The following is a 15,359-nucleotide window of genomic DNA, read 5'->3' as shown; positions in this document are numbered from 1 at the left end:
CCGTCGGTGGAGGCGGTTCGACCGATCCCTTGGGGGATCATCTGGAAGCGCCGGGTCACCGAAGACCCGGCGCTTCCCCGCGCAATGGCGAGATTGACCCCAACGGCCATCGGAATGGCCATATCGTGAACCGGGTTGTGAGCCTCATACGGGAGAACAACACCGCACCCGAACCGCCCCGGGCCGACGGCTCGGCCTACCAGGCTGTCCGCGCGATCACGGACTCACTCGCCTCTCCACTCGGCGCCGAGGACCAGGTCGTGCAGTCGATGCCCGACGCGAGCCCGACCAAGTGGCACCGGGCCCACACGACGTGGTTCTTCGAGGAGTTCGTGCTGTCACGTCTCGATGGGTACCAGGCGTTCGACGACGACTTCCGGTACCTGTTCAACAGCTACTACGAGGCAGTCGGACCGCGTCAGCCACGCCCCCGCCGCGGCATGATCACCCGGCCCGACGTGGCGGAGGTGGGCCGCTACCGCGCAGCGGTCGACGATGCGATGACCTCTGCGCTCGACAACGGCGCGTTGGACCCGTTCGCGCTGGACCTGGTGCAGCTGGGCCTGCAACACGAGCAGCAGCACCAGGAGCTGCTGTTGATGGACGCCAAGCACATGCTGTCCCAGAACCCCCTCGACCCCGCCTATGAGCCGCGCACGGCTGCCCCAGCGGGAAACGTACCCACTCACACACCCCCTGCCGGTCGACTCGAACACGACGGTGGACTCATCGAGGTCGGTTGTGCCGACTCCGAAGACGGGTTCCATTTCGACAATGAGCGGCCAGTGCACCGCCAGTGGCTGGAGCCGTTCGCGCTCGAGGACCGACTGGTCACGAATGGCGAGTGGATCGAGTTCATGGACGACGGCGGCTACGACCGCGTCGAGCTGTGGCTCAGCGACGGGTGGCACCTGCGCTCCGACCGCGAGTGGACTGCGCCCCTCTACTGGTCACACGCCCACCAGCAATGGCACCAGTTCACGCTGTACGGCAATGAACCGGTCGACCTTGCTGCACCGGTCACACACGTCAGCTACCACGAGGCCGACGCATTCGCGCGTTGGCGTGGGGCCCGCCTGCCCACCGAATCCGAATGGGAGGCCGTCGCCCGAGCACACTGGCAGCCTCCCCGGCGCGGCGCGTGCCCGGCACTGAACCCGAGCCGGGTCGGGTCGCCGGGCACCGACCCCTTTCAGTTCTGTGGCGAGGTCTGGCAGTGGACCACCTCGGCGTACCTGCCCTACCCCGGGTTCAAGCCGGCCACCGGTGCTGTCGGCGAATACAATGGCAAGTTCATGGTGGACCAGCACGTCCTGCGCGGCAGCGCCAGCGTCACTCCGCCGGGCCACGAGCGCGTGTCCTACCGCAACTTCTTTCCCACACGGTCGCGCTGGGCGTTCAGCGGACTGAGGCTGGCCCATGACAACTGACATGACCGACTCGCGAATAACCGTGGACATCCACCTCGACCAGTCGGCGTGGTCAACTCACCTGGCCGAGGAGACACTCGAAGGACTGAGCGACGACCCGCCGTGGATTCCGCCGGTGTGGTTCTACGACGAAGTCGGCTCTGACTTGTTCGACCACATAACGCGCCTCGAGGAGTACTACCCCACCGAGAGCGAGCGCTCGATCCTCGTGCAGCGAGCTGACGAGATCGCCGAAATCACGGGCGCACACACGCTCGCCGAGCTCGGGGCCGGCACATCGGACAAGACCCGCATCCTGCTCGACGCGCTGGACCGCCGAGGCACGCTCGACACCTTTGCGCCCTTCGACTGCTCCGAGGAGGTGCTGCGCAGCTCGGCCGAGTCGATCGCCGCCGGGCGACCCGACATACGCGTACATGCCGTGGTGGGCGACTTCCACGAGCATCTCGAAGGTCTGCCCACCGAGGGAACCTGCCTGCTCGCCTTCCTCGGCTCGACGATCGGCAACCTCGACCCGGCACAGCGCAAGGGATTCCTCGCCGAGGTGGCCGCCACGCTCGATGACGACGACTGGTTCCTGCTGGGTACCGACCTGGTCAAGCCGGCTGCCCGCCTCCTGGCCGCCTACGACGATTCCCAGGGCGTGACCGCCCGGTTCAACCTCAACGCGCTGTCGGTCATCAACGACGAGCTGCGGGCCGACTTCGACATCGGTGGTTTCGAGCACCGCGCCGTGTGGAACGAAGCGGACTCGCGCATCGAGATGCACCTCGTGTCGCTGGCTGATCAGTCGGTGCATCTGGCCGCCCTAGGCGGCTTGGACGTCGCACTGCGACGCGACCAGCACATCCGCACCGAGATCAGCACCAAGTTCACCGAGGACCAGGTCCGCAGCGAACTCGCGGCGGCGGGCCTTGGGGTACATGCGAGCTGGACCGACGCGGCCGGGGACTTCCTGCTCACCCTGTCGCGGCACCTCTGAGCACGAGCAGGTCAGCCGGCCGTGAACTCCACGCCGGTGCGCAGCTCCGAGACCTCCCACAGAGCGTGTGCGGTCGCTGCATCGGCGGCGGCCCTCGACCGGCCCACCGGCACAGGGAAGCCGCGCATCTCGAGCGGGCCGCCGGGGCCGTAGTAGCCACCCGCCACGACGTTGGGTGAAGTGGCTGCATGGACCGTCGGCAGGGCGCCCATTGCGGCTGACTGGCCGAACAGGCCATTGACGAAGTCCATGAGGCGCGTCTCGAGACGGCCCGCCCCTCGACCGGTGGTCTGCAGGTCGGTGGCCGACCACCCGGGATGGGCTGCGGTGGCCATGGCCGGTGAGCCGACGGCGTCGAGCCGCCGCTGCAACTCGGCGACGAACAACAGGTCCGCCAGCTTGGACTGCGCATAGGCCACCCACGGGTTGTAGGACCGCTCGCCGTCGAGGTCGTCGAAGCGGATCCGCCCCATCCTGTGCGCGTTGGAGCTGACCGCCACGACCCTCGCGGCCGGAGCCTCGGCCAGCAGCGGCCACAACAGCGCCGTGAACGCGAAGTGTCCGAGGTGGTTGGTCGCCAACTGGCGCTCCCAGCCGTCCTCGGTGAGCTCACGCGGCACCGCCATCACTCCGGCGTTGTTGACGAGCATGTCGACCCGCCCGAGCTCGGCCGTTGCCTTCGATGCCGCCTCGCGCACCGAGCTCTGCGACGACAGGTCCAACGCGAGCACGCTCACTCGGCCGCCGGTTGATGCTGCTTCGACCCGGCGAGCCGCGTCCGCCGCCTTTTTCATGTTGCGACAGGCCATGACCACGTCCGCGCCGGCGGCCGCCAGTCGCTCGGCCACACAGAGGCCGAGCCCTCCATTGGCGCCCGTAACCACGGCGACCTTGCCGCCCTGGTCGGGCACCCTGTACTGCGACGGATCAAGCATTCCCCACAGAGTGCCATTGATTCGGTGCACCCTCACGCCGATCGCGGTTCCCGAACACCTCAACCCGGTGGCTCCACTGGGCGACTGTTGGCCTGTGACAGCTCACGTACTCACGGTCATCGGCACGCGACCCGAAGCCATCAAGATGCTCCCCGTCGTCACCGCCCTGCGCCGCAGCGAGTTCATGGACCCCGTCGTGGTGTCCACGGGCCAGCACAGCGAGATGGTGCGCGAGATCCTCGCCATTGCCGATGTGACACCGGGCGTCGACCTGGGCTCGGCCACTGACGGTTCGCTGAACGACCTCTCCACCGCTGTGATGGGCAACCTCCAGGAGTTCTGCGAACGGCGTTACGACCACGACGGCTCGCACCGGGTGAGGGCGATGGACCTCGAGGACGTGTTCGAGCGCGGCTATCCGGCCGGTGCACTCGTGCGCGAGCCAATCGGTGAACCGGCGGCCGTCGACAGCCGCGCCGCCTGACGGGCTGCACCCGGCGTCGGGATCGAAGGCCCGTTCAGGAAGTGATGCTGCCGGACGGCTCGAGTGCCGAGAGGCTCACCCAGCCATTGCTGAAGGCCGTCACGTCGTCGACCGGATCGGCCGTGCCTGCACAGTCGACCGCGTTGAGGTCGGCACCTGTGTCCGGAGCCACCGGCACCTCGACGACTCCCTGCACCTCTCCTTGGGGACACGTCGGGGCGTTCAGGCTGCTCACGGTGGCAACGCCGAGGGTGCCGTCGCGCACGGCGTCGAGGTTCTCGTCGAGCCACGTCATCACGGCCTCCACGGAGGTCTCGAAGTCGGGTGGGTCACCGAACCCCTGGCTCGTCGCGAGCGAGGGGACCCCGAGCTGGGCCGCCTGGCGGGCGGCGCCGACGGTCCCGGAGATGTTCACCAGCGGGCCGATGTTCTGGCCGTCGTTGATGCCCGAGATGACGAGGTCGGGCTCGACCTCGAGCTCCTCGATCCCGTACAGCACCGCATCAGCCGGGAAGCCCACGACGGCCGTCGCCTCGTACCCCGAGGCAGTCAGCGCGTCGTTGGCCTCCAGCACCGCGTCCGTGGTCTTGCCACCTGAGCCGGACTGGTTCTCAGCGGGGGCGACCACCACGATCTCCACGTCATCGCGCGCTACGAGGGCTTGGACGAGCGCATCTATTCCTTCAGAACCGATGCCGTCGTCGTTGGTCACCATGACCTTGACGGGCGCTTCCGCCCCGGACTCGGCCTCTCCGGCCGCGTCACCCACAGCCGAGGTGGAGCTGGACGATGTGGCATCGCCCTCGCTTGCCTCGTCGGACGTACTGTCGTCGTTGGAACAGCCTGCGAGCAGCAGAGCCGAGAACACCACCAGGGTCGGGAACAAGAGGGCCAGGCGCTTCTTCATGGCACCCGACCGTAGCGGTACGCCGGCACAGGCGGCGCGATCTCAGCGCAGGTCGATCGCGGGGCCGTCTTCTGGGCTCCCGGAGCCAGCTGCAGCGCGGGCCTTCACCTTCTTGGAGGATGCCGAAGCACGATCTTCCAGACCACCCAGTGCCACGGTGGCGATACCGGTGACAAGGAAGGTCACCGCCAGTACGAACAACGCGCTCCAGACCGACGACAGTTCCAGGTCGGCCGCCCACTGGCGACCGATGATGGTTGCCGGCAGGTGCCACAGGTAGATCGTGAGCAGGCGCTTGTTCAGGTAGCGGATGAACGGCCCGATGCCCCGCATGTGCATGAGGGCCTCGAGTTGGTCACGCAGAAGCAGCCCGACCGCGAGCCATGCAGCACCCAGCGCGGCCATCGAGATGCCCAGTTCACTGGGCGACGTGAGCAGGTCGAGCTGGCGCAACAGGGCGACCGACACGACGGCTGCCGTGGCGCCGAGCACAGCCGTCGTCACGAGGAAGCGGCGCGAGGGCAGTCGGCAGTCGTCCTCGGCCCAGATCATCCCGGCGAGCCAGGCGAGGAGGTAGGCACCGCTAAGGGCGGTCGAGTTGACCTCCGAGAGGGTGAGCGCCACGACCATCAGCGCCGCCGCGGAGAGGGTGACCCACCGCGACCAGCGGATCAGCTTCAGGAACACACCCGACAGCGCGGTGAACAACAGGAACGTCCACACGTACCAGAGGTGGGTGGTGGTGCCCGCCATCGCACCGGTCAGCTTCATCGTGGCGGCAAACGCGAGGTACAGGCCGGTGGGCATGGCGAGGCGCTTGAAGCGTCCGATGAACACGGACTTCCAGTCGCGTGTCGCGAGGCTGCGTCCGACCAGCAGGCCGGACGCGAAGAACATCACCGGCAGCGACTCGAACCACTTCATCCACGCCCACGGCAGGGCGTGGTTGACCACGACGCGGCCGACCGCGACCGTGCGCATGACGTCGATGAATGCGAGGCGGTTCATCGCAACTACAGGGGGCATCTGGCGTTGCGTGTCCTCCTGCGGTGAGCGCGCCTGCGCGGGCGCGGAATCTTCGGGTTCGGGTGCTTCTCCGCCCCGCGTCACGTCGCCCACGTCGCCCACAGACACCTGCTCAAGGTGTCACCGCGCCACGCAGGGTGTCAACCCGCACCGGCCCCGTGAGTACCCCATCCGGGCACATCCACCCATGCCGAGCGGCCCCCTTGTGGGGTGCCGCGGGCTCACCCGGCCAGTGAACCGCCGAATATCTGCCAGGCGAGCACCGTCTTCGCTGCGAGGCTCAACACGAGGTATGCGCACTCGCCGTAGCCGTAGTCCTGCCACTTGCCCACGCCCCGGTACTGGAGCCACTGGTTGAGCCCGAAGCTGAAGAAGAACAGGAACTGGGCGACGATGATGCCGTAGACGAACCCGGGCACGACCTCTGCCCCGATCACGTTGACCACGATCGCAATCCACGGTGCGATGCCCACGACCGTTCCCATCCAGAACGGAACCATCGTGGTGCGTTCCCGCCCCGGTGGGTTCATCCTCTCCTGCACCCAGCCGAAGAGGATCATCCCGACATTGGCCCCGACGATGGCGATCACCGCCGTGATGTCGGTGACCCCGGAGAACATGCCGATCAGGATCACCATGAGGGTGGCGCTGAAGCTGTATTCGACCCAGCGGAACCGGTTGATCCCCCGCCGCAGGTCGGCCTCGTATGCACGGCGGCCCACCGTCGCCGTCAACAGGTGGTCGAGCCCGGCCATCACCAGGAACAACGCAACTGCGCCACCGATCGGCACCTCGAACAGATTGTCGGGCGCCGGGGCTGGCGAACCGGGCGCACCGACCGGAAAGGTGGATGTGATCGCGATCGTGAACCCACTGGCCAGAACGAGCACCGCGACGGCCTGGCCGATGTGCAGCACCGCCAGGCCGATGTTCCAATGGCGCAGCGATTCCAGCCGCGGTCCGTCGATGCCTGTGGCTGTCGTTTCAGGTGTCGGGGGCACGTCGATGTCTTTCTGTTGGGAGATAGCAGTCTCCGACAGATGGGCTAGGAACAGGGATCACCACCTTATGCAGACATGCGGATGAATGCGTCTATACGGGCAGTTCGACCGATTCCGTGCGGCGGGCGGGTACCCGGTCACCGGGCAGGATCACGCCGGTGACGTTGAGGGGATCAGCGCCGCTCACCTTCACGGTGCGGTTCGATGGTTCGAGCCTGCGAACGGCCTTGAGTCCTTCGAGCGCCTCGGGGTGGGCGAACTGCTCCCCGCTGAACCCGTTGACGAAACGCCCGCCGCGGATCTGACCCCGGTCCTCCATCCGTCGCAGCGCCCACTGGATGTCGCGCCAGCGCATCGCCGCACTTTCGTGGGCGGCGATGTCGTAGAACACCACGCCCCAGCGGGCCAGCAACTGCTCAGCCATCGCCTCCGCCAGCTCCTCGCGGTCGATCGCCGCATCGCCGCTGCATGCCTCCTCGCATTCCGATGCTCTGCCGACGGGGGTGTCGGCGCCGTACCAACCTCGCACCGCCAGAGGGTCGCCCACGAGCGACCAACGGCCTGCTGCCCTGCCCTTCACCCGGCCGCCCTTGCGCAGGCGGCTCATCCTGGGTGCGTTGCGGCTCTGGCGGGGCCGGCCCTCCGACAGTGCGCGGATGGCCGAGAACCCGTCGCTGGTGACCAGGCCGCGGGCGACCGCTTCCCACAGCGCCGCCTCGACCTCGGTCGGCATGCGGCCGGTGAGCTCCACCAGCTCACCCGCGAAACATGCGCCGTGTGACCGGATGGCGTCGACCACCTCGGCCACCGCTCCCCTGGATGGGGTCGGCTCGGCGTCGGGGCCCCGCGATGCTGCAAGCAGCCAGCGCAGGTCCTCGCGGTACACGAGGGAAACCGGTGTGGCCCGGGATGGCGCGCTGGCACGCTTGTCGGGGTCGGACTGGGCGGGCGGCTGGAGGCGCAGCCAGCGAAGCTCACCTTCGAGGCAGAGCTCGTCGAGCCATCGCGGGTCGTAGTCCTCGATACGCGCTGCCAGTACGTCGGGCTCCCACGCGGCGACTGCGGCGGAGGCCCCCTGCAACTGGCCGAGCACGACCGACAGCCCCGCGCGGCCACGCACCCGGCTGCCCGGCGCCACGTGCTGCCACCGCAACCAGAAGCGCACGAGCTGGTCGGGGGACACCGGTTCGATCTCGCGGCGTCGAGTGGTGCGCGAGTAGCTGTGCATACGCGTCAGCAACCGTCGCGAGCACCACTCGGGCTCGGGCAGGTCGGTGCCGGTGAAGGAGCCCTGGATCGCGAACCCGGTGCCCTCAAGTGCTGCCAGGCCGATGCTCACCGACGACGCCGCCATGCCGGTGAGCGCGGCGAGGTCGGCCACGGTGGCAGGGCTGTGCAGCTCGAGGTGGCCCCTCACCAGGTCGACCACGGCTGCGTCGGCGAGGGACGCATCCGAACCGTCCACTCCGAGCAGCGCATCAACGGCCTCGCTCGCCTCGGCGGGGTGCCAGCGCTCACCGCGGTCATCGCGCCGGGCCACCGCCCGACCGCGATCGCGGAGCTGATCGAACAACACCTGCCACTGCGGGCGGGCGCTCGTGAACACGAGCGCCGACAACAGGTCGTGAAGCTCGTCGGGACTCTCGGGGTGGGGTGCGGTCTCCTGCTGCACCCGTCGTATCGACTCGGGGAGCAGCCGGCCCAACTCCCGGGGTTCGACCGGGAGTCCCCGTTTCAGCGGAACCGCATTGGTGCGCCGGTCCACCGCTTCGCCGTCGTCGAGGAATGCATACGGCATCGCGGTGAGGATCTCGTGCGCCAGCAGCGACGGCTCTGTTGTGTCGCGGTAGTGAATCCTCACCGAGTCGCTGCCGATCAGCTCCCACAATTCGATCAGGCCGTCGACATCGAGCGCCTCGGTGAGCGTGTCGTGCACGGTCTGGCGCACGACAGGATGGTCCGGCACCTCGATCGGGCCGGTGATGTTCTCCTGGCACGCAGCCGCTCCGGGGAACAGCGCCGCCATCAGGTCATCTGACTCCATGCGCTGGATGGGTGGCGGGTTCTTCCTGCCCCCGCGGAAGCGCAGCACGATCAGCGCCCGGTTGAGGTTCCATCGCCAACGCGACTGGAACACCGGCTGGTCGAGGATCGCCTGGGTGAGTGTCTCGCGGATGTTGTGCGGGTTGATGAACCGCGGCACGTCGGACAGCGGGAAGCTGTGGTGTGGCCCCAGCGAGATGACAACCGTGTCGTCGTTGGCGGACGCCTGCAGCTCGAAGTTGAAGGTGCGGCAGAACTTCTTGCGCAGGGCGTAGCCCATGGCACGATTGATACGCCCACCCCAGGGCGAGTGGATCACGAGTTGCATACCGCCGCTCTCGTCGAAGAACCGTTCGAAGACCAGGTCCTGTTGGGTGGGCAGCAGGCCCAGCGATGCCCGCCCCGCCACCAGGTAGTCGACCACGGTCTCAGCGGCCTCCAGGTGCACTCCCGACACCTCGCGCACCCATGCGAGCGCGCCTGCCGGGTCGCCCGCGTGCAGACGGCCCTCGACACCCGCGCGCAGAGCGGACACCTCGGCTGACAGCTCGACCGTGCGCGCCGGCGCTTCGCCCAGCCAGAACGGGATCGTGGGCGGCTTGCCGCCCGCGTCGACCACACGGACCTGGCCTGCTGTGACCTGGCGTATCTGCCAGGCATGGGTGCCCAGCAAGAAGATGTCGCCGGCCATGGACTCGGTGGCCCAGTCTTCGTTGACCGTGCCGATGAAGGTCTCCTCGGGCTCGAGCACAACCCGGTAGTCACCGAGCTCGGGAATGGCCCCGCCCGAGGTGAGAGCTGCGAGACGGGCCCCCTTGCGGCCCCTGGCCTCGGCGTTGACCCCATCGTGGTGCACCCATGCGGCACGCCGACCGCGACCGGTCTGCACCCCCTTGCTGGTCAGCTCGAGCACTTCGTCGAACTGCTCGCGGGTGAGGTCGCGGTAGTGGTGTGCCCGGCGGAACAACCCGAACAGCGCGTCGGTGGACCACTGCGCGGCAGCGGTCTCGGCCACGATCTGCTGCGCGAGTATGTCCAGCGGTGCCACGGGTGGTTGCACAGAGTCGAGGCGACCGGCGCGCACAGCAGCCAGCAGCGCGGTCGACTCCACGAGCTCGTCACGCGTGAGCGGGAACAGGCGGCCGGTCGGCGTGCCGGCCCGGGTGTGGTTTGACCGGCCGACACGCTGCAGGAAAGTGGCAATGGAGCGGGGGGAGCCGATCTGGCAAACCAGTTCCACCGGTCCGATGTCGATCCCCAGCTCGAGGGAGGCGGTGGCCACAAGCGCCTTGAGTTCCCCGGCACGAAGACGGGTCTCCACCCGGTGGCGTCGCTCCCTGCTCAATGATCCGTGGTGTGCCGCCACCACATCGTCGCCAAGGCGCTCACCGAGTTGGTGGGCGAGCCGCTCGGACATCTTGCGGGTGTTGACGAACACGATCGTGGTGCGACGGTCGACAACGAGCTGTGCGATCCGGTCGAGCACGCTGTCCATCTGCGCAGCCGAGATGAGCGCCTCGAGTTCGCCGGCCGGCAACTCGAGTGCCAGGTCGAGGTGGCGTTGGTGGCCGGAATCCACGATCTCGGCGGCCGGGCGACCATCGACCGCGGTGCGGTTGCCGACGAGAAGGCCGGCCACCGTTTCGATCGGCTTCTGGGTTGCAGACAGACCCACCCGCACCGGTGACTCGTCGCAGACGTGCTCGAGGCGCTCGAGAGTCAGAGCAAGGTGGGCGCCCCGCTTGTCGCGCGCGAGGGCGTGGATCTCATCGACGATGACCGTGCCGATCCCCTTGAGGGTCGCCCTGCTCTTGGCAGCGGTGACCATCAGGTAGAGCGACTCGGGCGTGGTGACCACGAAGGTGGGCGGGTTGCGCACCATCGAGGCCCGCTCCGAGGCGGTGGTGTCCCCGGTGCGCACACCCACGGTGAGACTGGGCGCTCCGAGGCCCATGGATGTGGCGATCGACTCGATCTCCTCGAGCGGCTTGGTGAGGTTCTGCGCGATGTCCACCGCCAACGCCTTGAGCGGCGACACGTACGCGACCTGCGCTCCTGCGGTGGACCTGTCCGCCAGGTGGTCCAGGTAGAGGCCGTTGATGCACATGAGGAACCCGGCCAGCGTCTTGCCCGACCCGGTCGGTGCAGCGATCAGTGTGGACTTGCCGGCGGCGAGCAACGGCCAGCCCTGGCGCTGAGGCTCAGATGGCCCCTGGGGGAACCGGGTCTCGAACCAGCGGGCAACGGCTGGGTGCAACGCCACCCCCGGCACAAGGTCGCGCCGCAGGGTGGCACCGGAGCCCTCCACGGGATCGAAGAGCACCGGCACTCCGTGCGTGTCGGTGCATGGAGTGTCGGTGCATGGAGTGCCGGGGCACGGAGTCGGCCGGGGCTGGGTGGGTTCGGGGTGTGAATCGAGCAAGGCCATGGCGTCGTCCACAACCTACGACGACTCTGTGACAGGCGCCCCCCGACCGATGACCGCCCCGCACACGCGGCGCGCCGATGAGGCCACCGACAGCGACGGTCGGTACTCTCGGCGCTGTTGCCACGACCGTTCCGTGCGTGGACCCCCCGAAATCCCCCGGCTCGCCGCGCGGCTGTGCGTCCGAGCCCCCTACGAAAGATCCGAATGTCGATCGCGACTGCCTTGCCACGCCCCGACGCGCAACGCCTGCGCTCCGAGTGGTTCTCCAACACCCGCTCGGACCTGCTCGCAGGCCTCGTCGTAGCCCTCGCGCTGATCCCCGAGGCCATCTCCTTTTCGATCATCGCCGGGGTCGACCCGAAGGTGGGCCTGTACGCGTCGTTCTCGATCGCCATCATCATCGCCTTCGCAGGCGGTCGCAGGGCCATGATCTCCGCAGCCACGGGTGCGATGGCCCTGGTGATGGTGCCTCTCGTGCGCGATCACGGAGTCGAGTACCTGTTCGCGGCAACCATCCTCGCCGGAGCACTCCAGTTGGCCTTCGGGGCGCTCGGGGTCGGCCGCCTGATGCGGTTCATCCCCCGCTCGGTGATGACCGGATTCGTGAATTCCCTCGCCATCTTGATCTTCACGGCCCAGCTCGAGCACGTGGTGGGCGGGGGAATCGCCGTCTACGCGATGGTGGCCGTCGGCATCGCCATCATCTACCTCCTCCCCAAGGTCACATCGGCTGTTCCCTCGCCGCTCGTGGCGATCGGCGTGGTCGGCATCGGAGGCGCTGTGTTCGGCGTCGTCGTGCCGACCGTCGGCGACATGGGTGAGCTACCGGGCTCACTGCCTTCACTGGCGTTGCCCAATGTGCCGTTCTCGCTCGAGACACTTGGCATCATCCTGCCGGTCGCGTTCACGCTGGCCGTCGTGGGACTGCTCGAGTCGCTGCTCACCGCACAGCTGATGGATGACATGACCGACGAGAACTCCGACAACGACCGCGAAGCCCGCGGACAGGGCATCGCCAACGTCATCACCGGCTTTCTGGGTGGCATGGCCGGCTGCGCCATGATCGGCCAGTCGATGATCAACCACCGCAGCGGTGGCCGCACCAGGCTGTCCACACTTGCTGCCGGCGTGTTCCTGCTCGTGATGATCCTGCTGGCAGGGCCGGTGGTGGCCGCGATCCCCATGGCGGCACTCGTCGCCGTCATGGTCGTGGTCGCCGTGAGCACCTTCGACTGGAAGAGCATCACGCCGGCCACCTTGCGCCGCGCACCGCGAAGCGAGACTGCGGTGATGGTCGTCACGGTCGCCATCGTGGTGATCACCCACAACCTGGCGCTCGGCGTGCTCGCCGGCGTGTTGCTCTCCGCCGTGTTCTTCGCACGCCGCGTGGCACACCTGGTCGAGGTCACCGACATCGTCGACCCCGACGGCCCCACGCGCATCTACCACGTCACCGGCGAGTTGTTCTTCGCCTCGACCAACGAGCTCGTGCATGCATTCGACTACTTCGAGGAAACACCCGACGTGGTGATCGACCTCTCCGAGGCACACATCTGGGACAGCTCCGCGGTCGTGGTGCTCGACACGATCGTGGCCAAGTTCGCCAGACATGGCACCCACGCCGAGGTGGTGGGCCTCAACCGCGAGAGCTCGGCCATCCACGACCGCCTGTCAGGACATCTGACCAACGGTCACTGACCCCTCAGCGCTCGACCAGTATCGACGGGTCGAGCGAGTTCACGTCGGTGGCGCCGCAGAGCGCCATCGCCACCCGGAGTTCGGCCTCGATCGTGTCGAGCACGTGGGCCACGCCCTCGCGGCCACCACCGGCCACTGCCCAGGCCCATGCGCGGCCGAGCAGCACCGCCTGGGCGCCCAGTGCGAGCGCCTTCAGCACGTCGAGCCCCGACCGGATGCCTCCGTCGAACAGCACGGTGGCATCGTCGCCGACCGCGTCAACGACGGCCGGTAGCGCCTCGATGGTCGAGACGGTGTCGTCGAGTTGACGTCCGCCGTGGTTGGACACAACCACCCCGTCGACCCCGATGCCGACGGCGGTCGCGGCGTCCTCTGGATCGAGCACACCCTTGATCACCACCGGCCCGTCCCAGTGCTGGCGGACCCAGGCCAGGTCATCCCAGCTGACCGAGGCGTCGAACTGCGAGTCGACCCACCCCTTGAAGTCCTCGGGGCTGCTGGCACCCGGCACGGCATCCTCGAGGTTGCCGAATGTGAGCGGCCGCCCGCCGAGGCCCACATCCCGGACCCAGCCCACGTGGCGGCCGAGGTCCACCGCCCTGGCGATCCGGCCCGCCGGCCCGACCGGCACGGTCATGCCGTTGCGCGCGTCGCGGTAGCGCTCCCCCACCACGGGGAAGTCGACGGTCAGCACCAGCAATTCGCAGCCGACCGCAGCGGCACGGGCCATCAGGTCCTCTGCGAAGGAGCGGTCCTTCATCACGTAGAGCTGGTACCAGAAAGGCCGGCTGGTCTCGCGGGCCACCTCCTCCATAGAACAGATCGACACGGTCGATTCACAGAACGGCACACCGAAGGCCTCGGCCGCCTGCGCGGCCTGGACCTCCGCTCGCCGCGCTAACATGCCGCCCAGCCCGACCGGGCCCAGCGCCACGGGCACCCGCAGCTGCGAGCCGAACACCTCTGTGGACGTGTTGAGCTCCGACACGTCGCGCATCACCCGCTGGCGCAGGCGGATGGATCGCAGCTGCGACTCGTTGGCCCGCATCGTGGCTTCTTCATAGGCGCCACCGTCGATGTAGTCGAACAGCTGACGCGGGAGCCGCCGCCGTGCCAGTTCACGGTGGTCACGCACGGAGGCCGCGGCAAGGCCCAGCGGTCGGTCACCGAACAGCGATATCCCTGTCGTCCGAGTCATGGGCGGAATCTAGCGACCGGCCCGTGGCAGGGTCCCCGATTTCAGGGGGCGAATGCTCCGACGGTCATCCACCAGTAAGCCCATGCGGGGGACCACACCGTGCAGTAGTGCACGCCGCGGAAGCTCTCCGGCAGCACGAAGTAGTTGGGGTCCGTCCAGTCGACACGCAGCGCCGCTGCGGTGACCTCGAGGTCGCCGTTGACGACCTCGTCGGCGAACGGAGCCAGCCAGACCGGGCCTGCAGGGGCGAGCAGGTCGGGCTCCAGGCTGACCTGGCGACCCGTCGCGTCGTAGGCGTCGCGCTCGGCCTGGGTCATCTCGGCGCGGGCGGCGGCGATCGACCCGGCTGTGAGCGTCGAGCACTCCAGGTCGGGGGAGGTCACGATGCCGAGCGAGTCGAGCTTGTCGGAGCTCGAGGTCTTGCAGCTGATGCGGTGGCTGATCGCCACCGTCTCACCTGCGGCGGTCGTGGCCATGTCGGGGTCGCTCCATCCATGTACCCCGAGTGGCCCGTAGTCGACCTTCGATGCCACAAAGGCGTCGCGGTCGGTGTGGTTGGTCTCCACGACGGTCGGCAGGGCAACTTCGTCGACACCCACGAGGCTGCGCTGGGCGTCCGTGCAGAAGTCGGCCTCCAGCGCCGTGAGCGCATCCAGCGCCGGCACGAGGCCATCGGCCTGGAGCGTGTCGGTACGCCAGTTGAGCTGGGTGCCCGAGTCACTTGCGACTGCCTGGGCGTCACCGTCGCCGTTGAAGTCGATCGACACCTGGGTGTGCGTGATGGTCTCGTCCACGCCTGCGCCGGCGTCGGTCACCTGCACCGTGCCGTCATAGGCGGAACCGGTTCGTGTCAGGTCGAAGGTCGCAGTGGCCGGCCCGCCGGAGCCGGTGAACTCGACCGTGCCCGACAGGGTCTCCACCTCGGCACCGTTCCACCGGCTGACGAGGCGCCCCGAGTCGACGATGGCGGTCACCGAGTACGCGGCACCGCCGGCGAGGGTGACCGACACCCGCCGTTGGCCGACATGGCCCTCGGCCGCCGGTGGCGGTGGGTCTGTCGGCACCTCGGGCGCACAGGCGGTGCCGAGCAGTGTTGCGACGGCAGCCGCGGCAGTGGCCACGAGAGCTCCGCGCAGCCGCCCTCGGCTCGATCCAGTCATCCCAGGTCGCCCAGTCATCTCGCCCTCGCATCCCCAATCGAACCGCGCCGCTCAGCGCTGCCGTGAC

Annotated in this window: 11 protein-coding genes; 4 read left to right on the top strand and 7 right to left on the bottom strand. The window is 68.3% G+C overall.

Annotated features, from left to right (window positions below; translation table 11 throughout):
* Positions 1–146: 146 nt before the first annotated feature.
* The gene (locus GY812_09590; GenBank protein ID MCP4435731.1) at positions 147–1,430 is read left to right on the top strand and encodes an ergothioneine biosynthesis protein EgtB; all 1,284 of its coding nucleotides are present in this window, start codon (positions 147–149) and stop codon (positions 1,428–1,430) included.
* Position 1,431: 1 nt separating this feature from the next.
* The gene (egtD, locus tag GY812_09585) at positions 1,432–2,412 is read left to right on the top strand and encodes an L-histidine N(alpha)-methyltransferase (protein MCP4435730.1); all 981 of its coding nucleotides are present in this window, start codon (positions 1,432–1,434) and stop codon (positions 2,410–2,412) included.
* Between the two features lie 11 nt (positions 2,413–2,423).
* On the opposite strand, the gene GY812_09580 is transcribed toward egtD, so the two are convergent.
* A complete protein-coding gene (locus tag GY812_09580) occupies positions 2,424–3,347 on the bottom strand; it encodes an SDR family NAD(P)-dependent oxidoreductase (GenBank protein ID MCP4435729.1) in 924 nt (307 codons plus the stop codon).
* Positions 3,348–3,441: 94 nt separating this feature from the next.
* Here GY812_09580 and GY812_09575 point away from each other — a divergent pair, with 94 nt between their 5' ends.
* Positions 3,442–3,831: a UDP-N-acetyl glucosamine 2-epimerase gene (locus tag GY812_09575; protein ID MCP4435728.1), complete on the top strand. Its 390-nt coding sequence runs from the start codon at positions 3,442–3,444 to the stop codon at positions 3,829–3,831.
* A 34-nt stretch (positions 3,832–3,865) separates the two neighbouring features.
* Here GY812_09575 and GY812_09570 read toward each other — a convergent pair whose 3' ends face one another.
* From GY812_09570 to GY812_09555, 4 genes are all read right to left on the bottom strand, one after another.
* On the bottom strand, positions 3,866–4,738 hold the full coding sequence (locus GY812_09570) for a survival protein SurE (protein ID MCP4435727.1): 873 nt from the start codon (positions 4,736–4,738) through the stop codon (positions 3,866–3,868).
* A 42-nt stretch (positions 4,739–4,780) separates the two neighbouring features.
* Positions 4,781–5,746: an acyltransferase gene (locus tag GY812_09565; GenBank protein ID MCP4435726.1), complete on the bottom strand. Its 966-nt coding sequence runs from the start codon at positions 5,744–5,746 to the stop codon at positions 4,781–4,783.
* A 239-nt stretch (positions 5,747–5,985) separates the two neighbouring features.
* Positions 5,986–6,771, bottom strand: a complete 786-nt coding sequence (locus GY812_09560) for a hypothetical protein (protein MCP4435725.1) — start codon at positions 6,769–6,771, stop codon at positions 5,986–5,988.
* A gap of 85 nt (positions 6,772–6,856) precedes the next feature.
* Positions 6,857–11,236: a DEAD/DEAH box helicase gene (locus GY812_09555; protein MCP4435724.1), complete on the bottom strand. Its 4,380-nt coding sequence runs from the start codon at positions 11,234–11,236 to the stop codon at positions 6,857–6,859.
* Positions 11,237–11,440: 204 nt separating this feature from the next.
* Here GY812_09555 and GY812_09550 point away from each other — a divergent pair, with 204 nt between their 5' ends.
* A complete protein-coding gene (locus GY812_09550; protein ID MCP4435723.1) occupies positions 11,441–12,934 on the top strand; it encodes a SulP family inorganic anion transporter in 1,494 nt (497 codons plus the stop codon).
* Positions 12,935–12,938: 4 nt separating this feature from the next.
* Here the strand turns inward: GY812_09550 and GY812_09545 are convergent, their stop codons facing one another.
* Positions 12,939–14,132, bottom strand: coding sequence for an L-lactate dehydrogenase (locus tag GY812_09545; protein ID MCP4435722.1), 1,194 nt, complete (start codon positions 14,130–14,132; stop codon positions 12,939–12,941).
* A gap of 41 nt (positions 14,133–14,173) precedes the next feature.
* The gene (locus GY812_09540; GenBank protein MCP4435721.1) at positions 14,174–15,292 is read right to left on the bottom strand and encodes a hypothetical protein; all 1,119 of its coding nucleotides are present in this window, start codon (positions 15,290–15,292) and stop codon (positions 14,174–14,176) included.
* Between the last annotated feature and the right edge of the window lie 67 nt (positions 15,293–15,359).

This window comes from Actinomycetes bacterium (assembly GCA_024222295.1).
In the GTDB taxonomy this organism is placed as follows: Bacteria; Actinomycetota; Acidimicrobiia; order Acidimicrobiales; family Microtrichaceae; genus JAAEPF01.
This window is presented reverse-complemented; position numbering and strand designations above follow the sequence as displayed.